This window comes from Clostridium sp. 1001271st1 H5 (assembly GCF_005845215.1).
GTDB lineage: Bacteria > Bacillota > Clostridia > Lachnospirales > Lachnospiraceae > Enterocloster.
Genome location: NZ_SPHO01000003.1, coordinates 297,821 through 315,011, shown reverse-complemented (window position 1 = coordinate 315,011; position 17,191 = coordinate 297,821). Strand labels below are relative to the sequence as shown.

General features: G+C 53.5%; 18 protein-coding genes. 2 read left to right on the top strand and 16 right to left on the bottom strand.

Annotated elements, in window-relative coordinates; translation table 11 throughout:
• Window positions 1-144: 144 nt before the first annotated feature.
• The 15 genes from FGS84_RS06470 to FGS84_RS06400 form a co-directional block, all read right to left on the bottom strand.
• Window positions 145-537, bottom strand: coding sequence for a NifB/NifX family molybdenum-iron cluster-binding protein (locus tag FGS84_RS06470; RefSeq protein WP_138306855.1), 393 nt, complete (start codon window positions 535-537; stop codon window positions 145-147).
• Window positions 515-910, bottom strand: a complete 396-nt coding sequence (locus FGS84_RS06465; RefSeq protein ID WP_138306854.1) for a DUF134 domain-containing protein — start codon at window positions 908-910, stop codon at window positions 515-517. Before FGS84_RS06465 ends, FGS84_RS06470 begins: the two co-directional genes overlap by 23 nt.
• Before the next feature lie 252 nt (window positions 911-1,162).
• Entirely contained in the window at window positions 1,163-1,591 is a 429-nt protein-coding gene (locus tag FGS84_RS06460; RefSeq protein ID WP_138306853.1) for a type II toxin-antitoxin system PemK/MazF family toxin, read from the bottom strand.
• A 172-nt stretch (window positions 1,592-1,763) separates the two neighbouring features.
• A complete protein-coding gene (locus FGS84_RS06455) occupies window positions 1,764-3,773 on the bottom strand; it encodes a proton-conducting transporter membrane subunit (protein ID WP_138306852.1) in 2,010 nt (669 codons plus the stop codon).
• Between the two features lie 23 nt (window positions 3,774-3,796).
• The gene (locus FGS84_RS06450; protein WP_138306851.1) at window positions 3,797-5,269 is read right to left on the bottom strand and encodes a proton-conducting transporter membrane subunit; all 1,473 of its coding nucleotides are present in this window, start codon (window positions 5,267-5,269) and stop codon (window positions 3,797-3,799) included.
• A 14-nt stretch (window positions 5,270-5,283) separates the two neighbouring features.
• Entirely contained in the window at window positions 5,284-6,798 is a 1,515-nt protein-coding gene (locus tag FGS84_RS06445) for a proton-conducting transporter membrane subunit (RefSeq protein WP_138306850.1), read from the bottom strand.
• A gap of 44 nt (window positions 6,799-6,842) precedes the next feature.
• On the bottom strand, window positions 6,843-8,375 hold the full coding sequence (locus FGS84_RS06440; RefSeq protein WP_138306849.1) for a proton-conducting transporter membrane subunit: 1,533 nt from the start codon (window positions 8,373-8,375) through the stop codon (window positions 6,843-6,845).
• Window positions 8,362-8,742 (bottom strand): cation:proton antiporter subunit C, encoded by a 381-nt coding sequence (locus FGS84_RS06435; protein ID WP_138306848.1) that lies wholly within the window; start codon window positions 8,740-8,742, stop codon window positions 8,362-8,364. Before FGS84_RS06435 ends, FGS84_RS06440 begins: the two co-directional genes overlap by 14 nt.
• Window positions 8,743-8,744: 2 nt before the next feature.
• Window positions 8,745-9,812, bottom strand: coding sequence for a hydrogen gas-evolving membrane-bound hydrogenase subunit E (gene mbhE / locus FGS84_RS06430; RefSeq protein ID WP_138306847.1), 1,068 nt, complete (start codon window positions 9,810-9,812; stop codon window positions 8,745-8,747).
• On the bottom strand, window positions 9,805-10,056 hold the full coding sequence (locus FGS84_RS06425; RefSeq protein WP_138306846.1) for a hydrogenase subunit MbhD domain-containing protein: 252 nt from the start codon (window positions 10,054-10,056) through the stop codon (window positions 9,805-9,807). The genes mbhE and FGS84_RS06425 overlap by 8 nt, the downstream gene beginning before the upstream one ends.
• Window positions 10,043-10,366, bottom strand: a complete 324-nt coding sequence (locus FGS84_RS06420; RefSeq protein WP_207739854.1) for a monovalent cation/H(+) antiporter subunit G — start codon at window positions 10,364-10,366, stop codon at window positions 10,043-10,045. The genes FGS84_RS06425 and FGS84_RS06420 overlap by 14 nt, the downstream gene beginning before the upstream one ends.
• Window positions 10,363-10,722: a monovalent cation/H+ antiporter complex subunit F gene (locus FGS84_RS06415; RefSeq protein ID WP_138306845.1), complete on the bottom strand. Its 360-nt coding sequence runs from the start codon at window positions 10,720-10,722 to the stop codon at window positions 10,363-10,365. Before FGS84_RS06415 ends, FGS84_RS06420 begins: the two co-directional genes overlap by 4 nt.
• A gap of 13 nt (window positions 10,723-10,735) precedes the next feature.
• Window positions 10,736-11,200 (bottom strand): Na+/H+ antiporter subunit E, encoded by a 465-nt coding sequence (locus tag FGS84_RS06410; protein ID WP_138306844.1) that lies wholly within the window; start codon window positions 11,198-11,200, stop codon window positions 10,736-10,738.
• Window positions 11,201-11,288: 88 nt separating this feature from the next.
• Entirely contained in the window at window positions 11,289-12,530 is a 1,242-nt protein-coding gene (locus FGS84_RS06405) for an amidohydrolase family protein (protein ID WP_138306843.1), read from the bottom strand.
• A 43-nt stretch (window positions 12,531-12,573) separates the two neighbouring features.
• On the bottom strand, window positions 12,574-14,022 hold the full coding sequence (locus FGS84_RS06400; RefSeq protein WP_138306842.1) for an APC family permease: 1,449 nt from the start codon (window positions 14,020-14,022) through the stop codon (window positions 12,574-12,576).
• A 222-nt stretch (window positions 14,023-14,244) separates the two neighbouring features.
• Between FGS84_RS06400 and FGS84_RS06395 the strand changes: the two genes are divergently transcribed.
• Together FGS84_RS06395 and FGS84_RS06390 are read left to right on the top strand one after the other, a co-directional pair.
• Entirely contained in the window at window positions 14,245-14,955 is a 711-nt protein-coding gene (locus tag FGS84_RS06395; RefSeq protein ID WP_138306841.1) for a LytTR family DNA-binding domain-containing protein, read from the top strand.
• 31 nt (window positions 14,956-14,986) lie between these two features.
• Window positions 14,987-16,291 (top strand): sensor histidine kinase, encoded by a 1,305-nt coding sequence (locus FGS84_RS06390; RefSeq protein ID WP_138306840.1) that lies wholly within the window; start codon window positions 14,987-14,989, stop codon window positions 16,289-16,291.
• A gap of 21 nt (window positions 16,292-16,312) precedes the next feature.
• On the opposite strand, the gene FGS84_RS06385 is transcribed toward FGS84_RS06390, so the two are convergent.
• Complete coding sequence (locus FGS84_RS06385; protein WP_138306839.1) at window positions 16,313-17,188, bottom strand: LysR family transcriptional regulator; 876 nt, start codon at window positions 17,186-17,188, stop codon at window positions 16,313-16,315.
• Window positions 17,189-17,191 lie beyond the last annotated feature (3 nt).

The following is a 17,191-nucleotide window of genomic DNA, read 5'->3' as shown; positions in this document are numbered from 1 at the left end:
CCAGCTGGGTTCCATTCCTGATAATACTTGGCGAACCGTCAACGCCGCATGCAAGGCCATATTCTCAAGACTTCTGCATTTAAGCACAAAAAAACCAGTATATGGTTTATTATAACAATCCATATACTGGCCTGTTCACTTCTATTAGTTATGCTCCCCGCAGCTATGCCCGTGACCATGGCAGTTATGTTCCCCGCCCTCATGGTGATGGTTGCACATGGTATTCGGGTCATAATCCAGGTTTCCGTTCAGCAGGGCTTCCACTGCCTGGTCCGCGTCCCCGGATGCGCCCGGATACAGTTCGATTCCGGCCTGAGCCAGAGCTGTCCTGGCGCCGCCGCCGATTCCTCCGCAAATCAGCACCTTTACCCCAAGGTTCTTTAAAAACACAGCCAGGGCTTCGTGGCCGCTTCCGCCGGTTCCCACTACCTGAGAGGACAGGATTTTCTTATCCTCTGTGTCGTACACCTTGAACTCCTCTGTATGGCCAAAATGCTGGAATACCTGTCCGTTTTCATATGTTACCGCAATCTTCATTACAATCTCCTCCTGGTTTGTTATTACAGCGGCGTCTCCGGCACCCGCGTTTCCCGCAGTTCTTCCCGCAGCAGTTCCCTCCGTCCGGACACAGCCAGTAATTGCCGCCCCGGATTTCCAGCCTTCTTCCATTGACCAGGCAGTCAGCCAGCTTTTTCCTGGCTGAATTATACACGGCCTGGACCGTGGTCCTGGCCACCCCCATCTGGCCTGCGCACTCTTCCTGGGTGCAGTCCAGCCAGTCAATGAGCCGGATGGTTTCATACTCCTCCAACGTGAGCTCCACCACGCTGTCCAGCTCCCGGTCCAAAGGGCCGAATGTGTCTATGGTGGGCACGGAACAGATTCTTCTGGCTTTGTACGGTCGCGCCATATGCCTTCTCCTTATCCGCTGTTTCATTTTTGACTTATGTCAATAATTATAAGGTAATTTATGACATATGTCAATATTGATTTTCCATCTTATTTATCACAAGATACAGCTTCATGTATACGGCTCCTGTAAAACAAAACCATTTCCCCCATCCAATATAACAGGGCCGCCTTCTGACCATACAATGTATTCAGAAAACCGCCCTGTTATGATTCTTTCCTTGTCCGCGGGCTTTGACTTTGCAAAGCCCTCCTATGAGTACGACGGCAGGAAAACCTGTCCCAGGCTTCCCATCAGGTGTCCCAGTCCCAGGCTGGTCACCATGGCCTGCTCAATTCCCGCCATCTGCCCGGAATCCAGATGTCCTATGTACTCCTTCAAACGGTTCCGGTCAATGGTGCGAATCTGTTCTGCCAGTACAGTGGAATCCTGCTTTAAGCCGCCGCGCATCCTGCGTATACACACATGGGTGGGGATGGCTGCCTTGGTTGAACGGCTGGTGATGGCTGCCACGATTACGGTTGGGCTGTATTTATTCCCCACATCATTCTGGATAACCAGCACGGGCCGGATGCCTCCCTGCTCAGAACCCACTACCGGCGACAGGTCCGCGTAATATAAATCCCCTCTCAGGATGGTCTGGTGCACGGTCTGGTTCATGTTCTTATTCTCTCTATACATAATCATTACCTCACTGATTCATTCATGGTGTTTTCTAATGGAGAGTATCACCATCTCTGAGGTAATTAATCATATAAGGGACAACCTTTTTGATATTTAACAGCGTATGCCATCCAGACAGGCACTGGCGGTTCCCCTTCCTTCAACCGCAGGATTCCATATACACAATATCTCATAAAAACAGCACATACGCTGTCATCAGTATAAGCCCTGCTCCCAGCATCATGAATCCATATCCCATGCTGGAGTAAATCATATGCAGAAGCCTTACATCCTGGGCCTGCCTGAAGAAGCGGCTGGACTCTCCCGGCACCACCACCTGGTTCCTTTCCGGCTTTTTCATAAACAATGGAAGCGGGCCCTCGCAGACCGCGTTGGCGCATCTGGCCGCCAGAGCTCCCAAAAACGGCAGGATGGTAAGGACCAGAGGACGGTATATCCTGTCCTCCAGGTTCAGCCATGAGGGCCATTTGTCCACATAGACCCTGGCGCCGTCCTCCCCTGTCTCCATGAGATACCTGCGGATAACCAGCACATACACCAGAATTCCGATTGAAATACTGATGCAGGCGCCCCTGAGATTGGCTGCTGAAAAATACTCCACCGGATGCGGGACCTCTGCTCCCCTTAAAAACGGGCGGCTGATGTCTGCCATCCTGTCCATAATCCGGTGAGGAGCCATTCCCATAAGCGGAAGGAGGAGCGCAGACCCTCCCAGTGCAAAGCAGGCAGCCGTGCCCGCGTACTTCCGGCCGGCTGCACGGTCCTCTCCGTCTCCATGCTCCCTGCCGTCTCCATGCCCCCTTTCCCGTCCATCCATCTCCAGGCCCGGCTGCGCCCTTTCCAGGAAAATGGCTGCAAACAGTTTTGCCATATAGGCAACCGTAAGACCGCCTGCCAGGAGAAAGGCCCATTCCAGCACCTGAAAAGGCCGGACACCGGCCCCCTGTCTGCCCAGCATCTCCATATACTCCACAATGCTCTCATGCAGCAGCGTCTTGCTCACATATCCGTTCCACAGCGGAATACCGCATAGGCCATAGGCACCCATGGCAAAAACCAACATCAGGAACGGTTTATTCCTGCCATATCCCCGTATCTCATTTAAATCCAGCTTGTGCAGGTTCATATAGATGCAGCCCGCTGCCATGAACAGCACCAGCTTAATCATGGAGTGGTTCACCATATGCAGCACGGTTCCGCTCACAGCCAGCCCGTTCTCCTCCCCCGTAAGGCACTGCATGGCGCAGCCCGTAAGGATAAATCCAATCTGGGACATGGAGGAACAGGCCAGGGTACGTTTTAAATCAATGGAAAACACGGCCAGTACGGCTCCCAGCACCATGGTCACTGCCCCCGGCAGTAAAAGGACCATTCCCCAGACCGGGTCATGCCGGAACATGGTCACGTTAACCACCAGAATTCCGAACACACCTGTTTTGGTCAGGATGCCCGACAGAAGCGCGCTGGCAGGCGCAGGCGCAGCCGGATGGGCATTGGGCAGCCATACATGCAGCGGATACATTCCCGCCTTTGCCCCGAATCCGGTAAGCAGCAGTCCTCCTGCCAGATACAGGGGCCATGTTCCGCCTGTCATGTTCCGGAACTGTTCCAGGCTATCCATGGAAAGCGTTCCTGTACCGGCCGCAATCATGAATATGCCAAACAGTGCGCACAGGCCCCCTATAACCGCTATGGCCAGATATGTCCTGGCAGCCCTTCCCGCTGCCTCCGTTTCCTCCTGTATGACCATGACGAAAGAGGTAAGGCCCATTATCTCAAAAAACAGGAACAGTGTGAACAGACTGTCGGACAGGAACACCCCCATGGCTGCCCCGCAGGTTAAGAGGGAAAAAAGGCAGTATCTCCCGCGGTTGCCGTGATGTGCAAAATATTCCATGGAAAACAGGGTGGTCATCATCCACATGAAGGCTGCGATGGTGCCGTACAGCCATCTGAATCCATCCGCTCTCAGCCATATCCCCATCTCACAAAATCCGGCCCATGAAAAAGCTGCCGCACGGTTCCCCGGATAAAGGCAGAGCATACCTGTAAACTCAATAACCATGGCAGCCGATGCAAAAACATCCCTGTGCCGTTCTTCTTTTCCTGCCAAAAGGCTTAAAAATGCTGCCAGAAAAGGCCAGGCCACAGCCCCAAACAGCCATACATTTCCTTCCATTCCCGCTACCTCCTCCGTTCTTCCTACAGTCCTCCTGCCGCAATCCGGTCAAACACATGAATCAGCGGACCTGACCACAGGCCCAGCACCATGCTCATGGCAGTGATGACAACCAGCGGAAGCTTCATGTTCCAGTTAGGGTCACATCGGTTGTTCCAATGGGGGTCCTCCTTCCCCTCTGCCGGAAACCAGGCCGCCCCTATGATGAGTACCATATAAAACAGGGTGAAAAAGGCGGATATAATCAGCGCTGCCACTCCCAGCACACCCATTCCCCCAGCGCCGGCCGCAGCCGACCCGAGCATAAACTTGCTCACAAAGCCCGCAAAGAGCGGAACCCCCACCAGCCCTAATCCGGCCAGGGTAAAGCAGGTCATGGTGACCGGCATAGCCCTTCCTGAGCCCCGCAGCTCATACACATACTCCCGTCCCCCCTTGTACAGGATGGCGCCTGCACAGAAGAACAGAGTAATCTTCATCAGGGCGTGGCATACCATGTGGGTCAGCCCTGCGGACAGCCCCGCCGGAGTCATGAGCATGACTCCCATAAGGATGTAGGACAGCTGGCTGACCGTGGAATAGGCCAGCCTGCGCTTCAAATGCTGTGTGCAAAGAGCCCTTAGGGAGCCATAGAGAATGGTAATGCAGCAGGTGCACAGAACCGCTGCCTGAACCTTTGTGCCTATGAGGAATCCGGCCCCGAAGCACCAGTACACCACCCGTATCAGCGCAAACACGCCTCCCTTTACCACCGCCACTGCATGCAGAAGGGCAGATACAGGAGTGGGGGCCACCGATGCAGCCGGAAGCCAGCTGTGGAACGGAACCACCGCCGCCTTTACCCCAAAACCAAAGAAGGCCAGGACAAATGCACCGTACAGGTGACGCCTTTCCTCATGGGACAGCCCCTGGGGAATCACGCCGCCCCAGGTAAAATCCAGGGTGGCTCCGTATTCATGAAGGCTGATAATGCTGACAAACACCATGGCGGCTCCTGCCATGGACAGAAGCAGGTATTTCTTGCCCGCATAAATGGCCCTGGTATCCATGGCGTGCATGACCAGTGGCAGGGTGGCCAGGGTCATGAGCTCATAGAAAAAGTACAGGGTAATGAGGCTGTGTGACAGCGCCACCCCTGCCACCACTCCATATGTAATGGAAAAATATCCGAAAAACTTATTTTCCTTTCCCTCATGCTTCATGTACTCAAAGGAGTAAAGGGTGGTCAGCGGCCACAGAACTGCAATGAGACAGGCAAATACCCCGGACAGGCCGTCCAGTCCCAATGATATGTTCATCCTGCTGCCAAAACGGTACAATACCAACGGCTGCACTGGCCCCTTTGCCACCAGCACCCCAATCAGCACCGAGGCAGAAAGGATTCCTCCCATAACCAGCACCTCCCGTTTCCAGCGCTCCTGGGGACGCAGTCCAAGTACAGCTGCGCCAGTCACTATGGGAAGAAGCACCGGCGCCAGCAGATAATACGGATTCACACCCATCCCTCCTTTCATACCATTGCAGAGGCAATGCCCCTGAGACATTCAAACACAGGATTCCCGACAGCGCCAAGCACCAGCAGAGATATCCCCAGCACAGCCAGAGGCATCCCCATAAACAGGGATACCGTCACAGCACCGGCACCGCTCCATCCGCCCTCTCCCCATTTGCCTGCTTCTGGTTTATCTGCTTTCGGTTTGGCCGAATCCTGCCAATCCCTGCCCGGAAAAAATGCCTCCACAATGACCGGAAACAGATACCCGGCTGTCAGGAGGGCGCTGACCATAAGCACCACAGGACCCAGCCAGACGAACAGGCCCGCCCCTGCCCTCATGGCCCCCACAGCCAGATGCCATTTGGCCAGAAAGCCTCCTGCCGGCGGAATTCCCACCAGGGACAGGGACGCCAACGCGAAACATACCATTACAGACGGCATCCGCCTCCCCATTCCCTTCAGGTCCTTTATCCTGGTGCAGCCCGTCTTGCAGATGACAGCTCCGGCGCAGAGGAACAGGGCGTTCTTTGCCAGGGCGTGGAACACCATCTGGAGCAAAGAACCATACAATCCCTCCATGGACAGCAGGAATACGCCGAACAGCACATAGGACACCTGACTGAAGGAGGAACAGGCCAGACGCTTCTTCAGTTTCTTTTCTTTATAAGCCAGCATAGAACCGGTAAATATGGTAAGAACAGCCATGGACAGCAGGACATACTGCACCCACGTCCCCCGCAGGATTTCAGGTCCGGCCATATGGTACACCACCCGGATAACCGCCACCACCCCGGCCTTGGTAATCAGGCCCGACAACACGGCGCTGGCAGGCGCCGGCGCAACCGGATGAGCGATGGGCAGCCATGGATGAAGGGGCATAAGCCCGGCCTTGCAGGAAAATCCGGCTGCCATACAGAAAACAGCCGGCAAAACAGGCCCCGCCTCCCCCATCAAAATCCCGCCTGCCCTAAAGTCCGTTCCGAAGGCATACCGGCGGAAAAAAAAGTATCCTCCCAGTGCAATGGACGCGCCCAGCATGGAATAGGCCAGATATACCATTCCCGCCCGGAGGGCTTCCCGTTTCCTGGAATGGAACACCAGCGGAACACTGAAAAATGTCATCATTTCAAAAAACAGGTACAGGGTAACGAAATTCCCTGCATAGGCAACTCCGGTCAGGGCTCCCAGGGACATGATGAGACAGCCGAAAAAACGCGCCTCTTCTGTTTCGTGTTCCATGTATTCAAAGGCAAAGAAAACCACCAGAACCCATATAAGGGATGCCAGCCCGGAAAACAGCGCCCCGATTCCGTCCAGCTTAAAGCACAGCTCCATGCCCGGCCCGATGTTCCACAGGGGCAGGCGCATTTCCATGCAGTTCAGGATGGCAAGCCATGAACAGACCGCCTCCCCCAGGGACAGGACCGCTGCGGCTGCCCGCATCCTGGTCCGCCCCGGATTCCATATCCAAAGGGCAGCGCCGGAAATTACAGGAAACAGCACCGGCGCCAGCATCCACATTTCTCTCATGTCCTATGTCCTCTCCTTTTCCAATGGTTCCCCTGCTGCCGGGGTTACCCAAAATTGGCAAGCCCTGTCTCTATCATCCGTACCACAGGGCCGTAGCATGTTCCAATCAGCACATTTCCGGCCATGAAACATGCCATGGCCGCCGCAAAATGAAAATCCCTTACAGGTTCCCCCACCTCAGGCACAGCCGCATCCACCAGACCCGCCGCCTCATAGTCGGCTTTTTCCGGCCCGCGTTCTGAAAACACGATGATGATAAGCGGTATGTAATACATGGCATTAAGGACCGTACTGACAGCCAGGGCCCCCAGCACCACCACAGCCCGGTTCAGGTCGTGGAATGATGCCATTGCAAAGGAAATCTTGGAAATAAATCCTGAAAAAAACGGAATTCCTATCATGGCCATGCTCCCTACCACAAGTCCGATACCGGCTGCCGGATTCCGCCTTGCACTTCCCCTGAGGGCCGCTATCTCCCTTTGATGGCCGGAACAGTCCATAAGTCCCCCTGCAGCTGTAAACAGCATGGGTTTTGTCACTGCATGGACAATCATATGGAGTACTGCCGCCGCCAGACCAGCCATGGTTCCCATGCCGATTCCCATGAAGATATATCCAATCTGGGCAATGGAGGAGTAGGCAATGACCCGCTTGACCATGTGCTGCTGCAGCGCCTTCACGGAACCAATGACCATGGCCAGGATTCCAAACACAAAGAGCAGGTCGTTTACCCGCAGCCGGATAATCAGGTCCATTCCCATAATACGCATATACACCTTGAGAAGAAGAATAATGTACCCCTTTAAGACCAGACCCGACAAAACAGAACTGGATGCAGCCGTTGCATTGGCATGGGCTCCGGGAAGCCAGGAACTGAAAGGGTACAGGGCGCTTTTTACCGCCAGTCCCGAGGTCATCATCACCAGGGCCATTTTAAGGGGAAACAAATCCTTTCCTGACAGCGCCAGCTCCCTCACCGCCCCTGCCATGGGCTCCATAAGGAGATGGCCTGTCTGGCAGTATAAAAGGGCAATGGAAATAAGGATGAGCCCGCTTCCCACCAGGCTCATGATGAGATAGCGTATGGCTGCCGCCGCTGTCTCGCCGCTTTCCTTTGCGCACACAATAGCGCAGGCTGAAATGGTATTGATTTCTATGAATACATAAGCAGTGAAAAGGTCATTGGTATAGATGAGTGCCAGAAGGGAGCTGAACAAGAGATTCATCATCACATAGTACAGACCGGCCCGCTCCGAAGGTATGTCATGTTCCAGTGACCGTTTATTGGCAGCCACTGTAAGGAACATTACAATGGAAAAAACCAGGCTCATAAGCGCTTCCAGAGCGCCTGCCCTGACCTCATTGCCCCAGGGCGCCGGAAAATGTCCCATCATGAAGCAGAAACGGGTTCCGTCAGACGTATATCCCAACAGCAGGCCGGACATCACAGCCACGGTCCCCACCAAAACCAGGTGGAGAATCCTGGCCCCTTTTTTGCCCCCCAGAAGGGGTGTCACAATTCCTCCTGCCATCATGATGAAGATACTGAAAAATGGAATGTTCTCAACCAGCCTCACCGTCTGTGTCCTCCTGTCCTTCATACAGCATGTCGTCCAAATCCAGGGTTTTATAATAGTGGTGGAATCTCTGAATCAGCGAAAAGAGAAAGGCCGACACACTGACCGACACCACGATTCCCGTCAGCACCAGGCCGCTGGGAAGGGGATTGATGAAGCCTTCCGCAGCTGTCCTCCCGTCTGCAATCGGCGCCCTGCCGCCGGTTATGTACCCCTTGGCCGCCAGAAACAGATACACGGACATATCCATGATGTTCAGCCCGATGGCCTTCTTAATCAGGTTTTTCTGGAGCAGCAGCATGGTAAATCCAATGGAAAACAGAATCATGGCCGCTGTCTCGTAGTAATTGGTCACAAGTGCCTGCATCGTCACACCTCCCCTTCCCGGAACAGGGAATAAAAGCAGTACATGGTCCCGGCCACCACCAGTCCCACGCAGATATCCAGGGGCAGTATCAGCCCTGCACTGAGTATATCCCCCGGTTTGCCCAAAGGAATGCCGGATTCCAGGTGGTTGGCCCCCATGAAAAAGGAATAGCCTTTGGAGAGGGCGTATACCATCAGAGCGCTGCTGCTCATCACAGTAAAGGTCCTGAAGCTGAACAAACGGTGAATCCGCTGGTATCCAAATGCATTGGCATACAGAATGAGTCCCGCCCCCATAACCGTTCCTCCCGAGAACCCGCCCCCCGGAGACAGATGGCCGTTGAGCACCACATAGACGCCGAACATGAGAATAAAGGGAACCAGCAGTCTGGCCACCTGTTCCAGTATGATATCCCGGTCTGCTTCCTGCTCCCCCTCCTTGCCTCCGCCGGTTTTCCCGGCGGGCCTGCCTGCAGGTCTGCGCCGCATAAGCGCTATAACGCTGGCAGCCGACAGGAATAACACAACTGATTCTCCAAATGTATCAAAGGCCCGGTAATCCAGTATGATGCCTGCAACCGTATTCACAGCCCCTGTCTCGGCCAGGCCGTTTTCCAGGTAACGTCCAACCACCTCATTATTGGCAGGATTGTCCGCTGCCCCAAAGGCAGGCAGATGGGAAACCATCATAAGGAGTACTGCCATTCCTGCCAGGCAGATTACCTGTGCCACGGCCCGGTAGACGCTGCCGAACACACGCAGGGCATGTTCCTCTGTAAATTCCGCCAACCTGCGCCCCATGGTCCGCTTTGCAGTCCGGACCGCCGCCTTCTCCGCAGTCTGTCCCCAGGCCATTTTGCGGCCGGACGGACTATATGCACCCGCTTCTTTATCATGGCCTGCCATACCGGACGCAACCGCTTCCTCATCATGGCCCGCCATACCGGACGCAACCGCTTCCTCATCATGGCCTGCCATACCGGACGCAACCGCTTCCTCATCACGGTCCGCTCCGTTCTCCACCCAGTCCACAAATGCGCGCAGCCCGCGCTTACCGCTGCTCTCACTCACTGTCTTCCCCCCTTAACCCGTTTACCTTATACAGTGTGATAAAAAGAAGGATTCCCGTGACCCCTGCGCCCACGGCAGCCTCTGTAATGGCCAGGTCCGGGGACTGCAGAATCACCCAGATGATGCTCATGATAAGGCTGTTGGCCATGAACAGGATGGCTGCCACCAGTAAGTTCCTGCACAGGAACACGCTTAGGGAACAGGCCATGAGAAACAGCAGGAGAATGATTTCAACCACCTTCATATTCAGACACCCCGCATTCCTTCCCAAGGTCCGGATTGCTCCTGGCCTCTGCCCTGGCCACCATGTGGGAGGCAGCGGGATTGCCAATCCAGATAAACAGGAGAATCAATCCGATTTTAGCTGATTCCATGCTCCACCCGTTGGAGAGCATTAAGCCGGCCAGTATAAGCATGCTTCCCAGGGTATCGCATTTGGCAGCCACATGAATCCGGTTCAGTGCATATTCAAACCGGAATATGCCAAAGGTCGCCACACACAGCACAAACACTCCCAATATAATGAAAACTCCGCCTGCAGCCAGACGTATCATGATTTTGCCCCCTTTCCTGCATATTCCCTTCCTGCATGTTTCTCTCCCGCATTCCCCTTTCCCCGGTTCATCCGCTGGTCCAGCAGCTTTGTCAGCACCACAAAGGACAGGAAGCTGATGAGGGCGTATATAAGGCAGATATCCACCAGGTAGTCTTCATGGAATACCTTTATCAGCAGGGCGATTATGAGAACGGTCTTGGTCCCTATCATATTGATGGCAATGAGCCGGTCAGAGAAGCGCGGCCCCAGCACGGCCCGCACAAGGCATAATACCATATTGACGCTGAGTATAATGACCGCCAGAATCAGGATGCCTGTAAACATCCCTTCTGCCGCCGCCATATATGCCCCCATATCCCTTCCTCCTTCACTTTATCTCCTCAATCCTGGCCAGCTGCCTTGCCACATGCCAGTCCTTAAGCCCTTCCGCCATTTGTTCCGTCAGGGCGTGGACCCACAGCACATCATCCTCCACATCCACCGTAATGGTACCCGGTGTCAGGGTAATGGCGTTGGCCAGGGCGGCCCTGGCTCCGGCACTCTTTAAGTCTGTTTTCACAGGTACCAGACAGGGCGTGATTTCCATATGGGGTGACAGCACGATACGGATGATTGCCACATTGGCTTTCACCACCTCCCAGGCCACAAGGACCAGAAATACCAGAACATGACCCAGCCGTTTCAGGAGAAGCAGGTCCCCTGCGGGCCGGTAGCCCAGAGCCAGATACCCGAATCCGTATATCAGTCCGGCCACCGGGATTCCCAATGCCAGAATCTCAGCCGTGACCCTGCCGTTCAGAAGAATCCACAGCAGATACAGCAGCAGATACATTTCCTTTCCCTCCCCCTTGGCTTATAAACCGGCAAAGGGCTGCCGCCTGTTATAGCAGCAGCCCATTCCTCTCATCCGGGAGTGCCGGTCAGCGTTTTACAAAATATCCCTCTTTCATGATTACGTCCATGTTTTCAACAGCAATTGCACGGATATTCTCTAATGGGTTGCCGTTAATAACTAACAGGTCCGCGCTCTTGCCCTCTGTCAGGGAGCCGGTCACATTGTCCACCTTCAGCATCTCGGCGCCCACCTTTGTGGCTGCCACAATGGTATCCATCTCACTGATGCCTGCCTTCTCCACAAAGGAGTACATCTCGCCGATGGCTGTTGTTCCATATGGTGTAAGGCTGGAGCAGAAGGAGTCGGAACCAATGGTAAGGCCGATGCCCTTTGCTTTTGCTTTCCTCAGGTTAGCGTATACGCGGTTCAGCTCCTTCTCCGCCACGGTTTCGCCGGGATACTGGTCATGTACTTCCGGGATGTATGGCGGAGCATAGGTCTTGAACCACTCATTTAAGAACTGGATGGTAGGACAGAAATAGATGCCTTTTTCTGCCATGATATCCAGACACTCGTCGTTTAAAGTCTGGCCGTGGATAATGAGATGCACGCCTGCCCTTGCGGAATCCAGGGCGCCGCCGTAGCCCTCTGCATGGGACCATACCGGGATGCCTACCATCTTGCATTCATCCACCACTGCCTGAATCTCTTCCAGTGTGTAATGCTGGTCTAATTTCTGGTCCCAGCGCCAGATGCCGCCGCCTGTTGACCAGATTTTGATTGCATCCGGACTCTGGCGCAGTCTTCTTCTCACCGCCTTGCGCAAATCCCATGGTCCGTCCACACGCTCAGCCCATGGATGGGATTCATCGTTATAGTAGCTGGGGAGCTTGTGGGAATCGCCGTGACCGCAGGTACGGCAGAAACCAAGTCCGGTTGCAACCACTCTGGGGCCCTTCATGACGCCGGCTTCCACCATATTGCGGATTTGGATACCGGAACGTGAAATCTCGCCAACGGTTGTAAGGCCGTTCTCCAGACACTCATGGGCCTGCTGTACGGCCACCACTGTTTTCTGTACCACATCCTCCAGCACCCAGTCGCTGTCATCATCTGTCAGGTTTCCTGAGAAATGCAGATGAGAGTCAATAAGACCCGGCATGATGGTCTTGCCTGTAATATCCTTTACCTCGTAGTCAGGTCCGATTTCCCTGTCTGCTCCGGCATATGCAATCTTGTCATCCTCTACCAGCACCAGACTGTTCACCACTGGCTCTGCGCCGGTACCGTCAATCAGTAAACCGCCTTTAAAAGCTACCTTTTTCATTAAATAATCCTCCTTTATTTTATGTATATTGATGTTTGAACCGCTATTTTGCTGCGGCTGCCGCCTTACTGTTTCCCTTTGCCCTGGTAACAGCGCTCAGCCCCAGTCCAATGACCAGCCAGGCAACCACGATGGCCCACTCTACCGGCTTAAGAGCCGCAGGGCTGAAGGGAACCACCATAAGGCCAATGATAATGGTGCCGGCCAGACATGCCATGCAGATGCCCGCTTTTCCGCCGGGAACCTTGTAGGGTCTTGGAAGGTCAGGCTCTGTGTAGCGCATCTTAAGGCAGGCAAAGCTTACCATGGTGCAGGAGAAGATGAATGCCAGCGCCGACACATTGGTCAGGGATACCAGCATGTTCTTTCCCAGGAAAGGACCCATGATGGTCAGGACTGCCAGTACCGTGTTGGCCATCTTTGGCGCCCCGCTCTTTTCATCCAGGACCGCAAAGCTGTCCGGAAGCTGTCCCTTGCGTCCCATGGCCAGCATGATGCGGCTGGTAGCTCCATAGAAGGAGTTCATGGGGCCCATGGGGCCTAATGTTGCTATTATCAGCATTGCCACATACAGAACCATGTTGATATTCTTAAGACAGGCCAGGGCCGGAACCGTGCTCTTTATGAATTCAGTCCACGGTATAATGGTTCCGAAGGAATAGATGCATACCATGTAGAAACCGCCTGCTGCCAGAAGGGCCATGCTGATGACCTTGCCGAACTTATTCCAGTCCAGGCCTTCCGCTGCTTCCTCAGCCTGCTGGGGTATGGTGTCAAATCCGGCGTAAAAGAACGGCGTCATGACCAGGACTGAGATAATGCCTGCAAACATGTTATTTGCGCTTGTCACTGTGGATGGTCCTTCCACCTGTGTAAAGGAGGGAAGGATATTGGATGGTCCGCCTTTGACAAAGGAGATTCCCATTGCCAGAAGCATACCCGCCAAAAGGGCCTTTGTCAGGAACGCCTGCAGCTTTGCGGCTGCGCTGGCCCCCCGGAAGTTTAAGAGAATCACATAGACTGCAAATCCCAGCGCTATGACAGTGGGGAACAGGTACACATCCGCCCCCATGATGGTATAGAGCTTTACCGCCCTGAGAATGGGGAACAGGCCCCCGAACATATCGGATACTAACGTGGAGATGGCGATGGCCTCCCATGGACAGAGGATACCGTTTCCCAGTGCCAGAAACCATCCTGTTATGTATGAGACATTCCGCCCATAAGTCCTGTCCACGTATTCGATGATTCCTCCGGATATGGGGATGGCCGCCGTCAGCTCCCCGAACACGGCTCCAATGGGAAGTAAGAACACGGCTCCGATGGCAAATGCAATCATGGCCGCTATGGGTCCGCCTCCAATCACCATCCAGTCACCTACCAGAAGCACCCAGCCGGTACCGATGATGGCCCCGAATCCAATGGTAAAGAAATTCCATATGGACAGGGTCTTTTTCATTCCGCCTGCATCATTTCCATTTGGTCCAGACATAAAATCCGTTTCCCCCTTTTTCTTGTTTTTCATTTTGTTTTCCAACTCATATCCCCATTTTACACAAGGAAAAAAATAACACAATACTTTGTGCACAATCGATAATTTCACTGTAATAATTGGTCAAAAATGTATTTTTCGTCCAAAACTCCTATTTACAATACCACTGAAAGAATTGTATAATCGTTATGCATTTAACTAATTTTTGGGGGGTAAATGGTCATGTTCAGAATTGTACTTTGCGACGACAGTCCCGCAGACCTGATGGTGCTGTGCGGACACCTGGAACAATTAAAAGAAAAACGGCCTGTGGATATTATATCCTATACAGACGGCCTGGACCTGCTTAAGGATTATAAACAAAAGGGATTCTGCGACATCCTGGTGCTGGACATGCGCATGGAGACCATGGGCGGCATTGAGGTGGCAAAGCACATACGCCAGCTGGACGACGAGGTTCCCATCCTTATTGTGACAGCCACCGTGGATTATGCGGTGGAGGGCTACAAGGTGGGTGCCTTCCGGTATATCGTAAAACCGGTGGACCGAAAAGACTTTCTGTCTGCTGTGGAAGAGCTTCTGGACCGGCAGCAGAAAAAGCAGGCATCCATCTTCTCCTTTCCCAGCATCAGCGGCACCACAAAGCTGATGACCGACCATATCTATTATCTGGAGTCGGATTTAAGGACCATCCGCGTGGTTGCAAAGGAAGGCACATTTACCTTTACAGGCACCATCAGCTCCCTTGAGGAACAGCTCCGCCCCGACGGCTTTATCCGGATTCACAAGAGCTTTCTGGTGAATGTAAGCCATATTTACAACATATTCAAAGATTCCGTCACCATGGACAACAAGGACGTGCTTCCCATGAGCAAACACAAACGCAAGGAAGTAAACCAGGAGTTCTTAAGCTATATGGAGGCCAACCTATGATAAACTTCTCAATCTGCATGGAGGGGAACCTATGATGAGCGTCCTCCAGCATGCCTGGGTCAGCTTCGTGCTGTCCGTGGCCGAAACCCTGATTCTTTACTGGCTGTGCAGCAACTTCCTGCACCGTAACCTGCGTCCCGCATCACAGTACACCGTGGGCATCCTGATTTATTTCGTATTCCAGTGGATGACCTACTGGTTCAATGCGCCTTTATTCAGCATGTGTATCTTTTACTGTGCCTTCACAATGCTGGTAAGCTGTATTTTTTTCACGGATTCCCTCAGAACCAAGGTGCTGGTGGCCTATCTGTTCGTGGTGCTCAACTACGCCTGTAAGCTGCTGTCCGCAGTTCTGGTACGCTCCCTGCACGGCGAGCCCCTTCCCTCGGAGCCCAACTTCCTGATTCAGAGTCCGCTGGCCCAGATGACGGCCTGTGTCCTGTTTTTCTTCTTTACCCTGCTGTTCATCCTGTGCCGCAACATGAGGAAAAGCAATAAGGATACCCTTTACAATGCCATCTCCTTCCTGGTACCCTCTGTGATTCTGTTCATCACCATCCAGATTTTCCACATGAAGGACAGCGTATCCCACTTTTATCTGGAGATATCGGGAATCCTGTTCTGCTCCTCCATGTTCCTGTTCTACCTGGTGGACGACTATGCCATTATAAATGAGGAAAGCCAGAAAAACATGATTGCGGACAAGCTCCTGACCATGCAGTCCTCCTACTATCAGAAGGTGGAGGATTCCCAGCGGGAAATCACCTCCCTGCGCCATGATTTAAAAAAACACCTCCATTCCCTGGTGGTGTTTTTAAAAGCAGGCCAGTATGACCAGGCCCTGACGTATATTGAACAGATTTATGAGTCTGCCAACGGCATGAAGGTGCCCCTCACCGGCGGCAACAGTATGGTAAACATTCTGGTAAACAACGCAGAACAGCAGGCCGCGGCCTGTAACGTTCCGCTGACAGCCAATATCATGGTGCCTCCTGAACTTCCGGTTGAAAACGTGGACCTGTGCATCATCCTGGGCAATCTCCTGGACAATGCGCTGGAGGCCTGCAGCCGCATGGGCAAAGGAGCCCAACGGTTCATCCACACGGAAATCCGCTGCCGGAAGGCTTTCCTGATTATCAGCATCTCCAATTCCTACAACGGCCAGCTGCGCATGGAAGGCAACCGGTACGAGAGTATGAAGATTGGGGAGCAGTACTGCGGAATTGGGCTTTCCAACGTTTCCACGGTCATCCATAAATATAACGGCGACATGAAAATCAGCCACAACAACGATGTGTTTACGGTATCCGTCATGCTGCCGCTGGTACAGAGGTAAGGGCTGGTCCCTTTCGTTCCCTTACTGCAGTTCCCTGCATATCTCCCTGTAGGTATCCCCATATATACTTCCCTTATTCCATATAAAGGCAAAATCATGCTCCATCTGGAAGTCTCTTAAGTCCAGCTCCCTGAACGCCCCTTCCTTCAGCCCTTCCTCCACCGCTGTCCGGTACAGGAAGGTGATTCCCGCGTCCTTTTCCAGCAGCTGGAGAATCACATGCATGCTGCCGATTTCCGTAATATGGGAAAAGTCGGACAGGCGGATGTTCCTGATATCCAGATTCTTCTCCAGAATATCCCTGGTTCCCGACCCGGGCTCCCTTATGAGCAGATGCTCCTCCAAAAGGTCCCTTAACTGGACCGGCTCCCTGTTAAACACATGTCCGGCAGCGCATACAGGGATGAACGGCTCTGTCCTGAAAACCATGGAATCAAAATCCACATCATCATAATACCCCTCAACCAGGGCAAACTGAATCTCACCGGAAACCAGCTTGTGCAGAAGCTCGTCCGTGTTATTGATGACCACACTGATACGGTCGTCCGGGTGGCGGTGGATATAGCGGGCCAGGGGCGCTGATATCACTGACTCGCCAATGGTCCTGGTGGTGCCGAACCGAAGGCTCAGGCCTCTTCCCACTCCCTCCAGCATCTGTTTGCGCAGAAAGACTTCGTCGTTCTTAAGGGTGGTGGCTGCGTGGAGCAGCCTTTCTCCTGCCGGTGACAGGTGTATCTTCTTTCCCTCGGACAGAAACAGCTTGACCTGATACATATTTTCCAGATACCGTATATGCTGCGACACAGCCGGCTGCGTAATGTGCAGCGCCTCCGCGGCCCTTGTATAATTCATGTGCTCGCACACAGCCAGAAACGTATAAACCCTGAAATCCAGCACCTG

Coding starts and splice junctions, on each gene's coding strand:
- FGS84_RS06470 (WP_138306855.1), bottom strand. CDS start 537: ATGAAGATTGCGGTAACATATGAAAACGGACAGGTATTCCAGCATTTT.
- FGS84_RS06465 (WP_138306854.1), bottom strand. CDS start 910: ATGGCGCGACCGTACAAAGCCAGAAGAATCTGTTCCGTGCCCACCATA.
- FGS84_RS06460 (WP_138306853.1), bottom strand. CDS start 1,591: ATGTATAGAGAGAATAAGAACATGAACCAGACCGTGCACCAGACCATC.
- FGS84_RS06455 (WP_138306852.1), bottom strand. CDS start 3,773: ATGGAAGGAAATGTATGGCTGTTTGGGGCTGTGGCCTGGCCTTTTCTG.
- FGS84_RS06445 (WP_138306850.1), bottom strand. CDS start 6,798: ATGAGAGAAATGTGGATGCTGGCGCCGGTGCTGTTTCCTGTAATTTCC.
- FGS84_RS06435 (WP_138306848.1), bottom strand. CDS start 8,742: ATGCAGGCACTTGTGACCAATTACTACGAGACAGCGGCCATGATTCTG.
- FGS84_RS06425 (WP_138306846.1), bottom strand. CDS start 10,056: ATGAAGGTGGTTGAAATCATTCTCCTGCTGTTTCTCATGGCCTGTTCC.
- FGS84_RS06420 (WP_207739854.1), bottom strand. CDS start 10,366: ATGATACGTCTGGCTGCAGGCGGAGTTTTCATTATATTGGGAGTGTTT.
- FGS84_RS06415 (WP_138306845.1), bottom strand. CDS start 10,722: ATGGGGGCATATATGGCGGCGGCAGAAGGGATGTTTACAGGCATCCTG.
- FGS84_RS06410 (WP_138306844.1), bottom strand. CDS start 11,200: ATGTATCTGCTGCTGTATCTGCTGTGGATTCTTCTGAACGGCAGGGTC.
- FGS84_RS06405 (WP_138306843.1), bottom strand. CDS start 12,530: ATGAAAAAGGTAGCTTTTAAAGGCGGTTTACTGATTGACGGTACCGGC.
- FGS84_RS06400 (WP_138306842.1), bottom strand. CDS start 14,022: ATGTCTGGACCAAATGGAAATGATGCAGGCGGAATGAAAAAGACCCTG.
- FGS84_RS06395 (WP_138306841.1), top strand. CDS start 14,245: ATGTTCAGAATTGTACTTTGCGACGACAGTCCCGCAGACCTGATGGTG.
- FGS84_RS06390 (WP_138306840.1), top strand. CDS start 14,987: ATGATGAGCGTCCTCCAGCATGCCTGGGTCAGCTTCGTGCTGTCCGTG.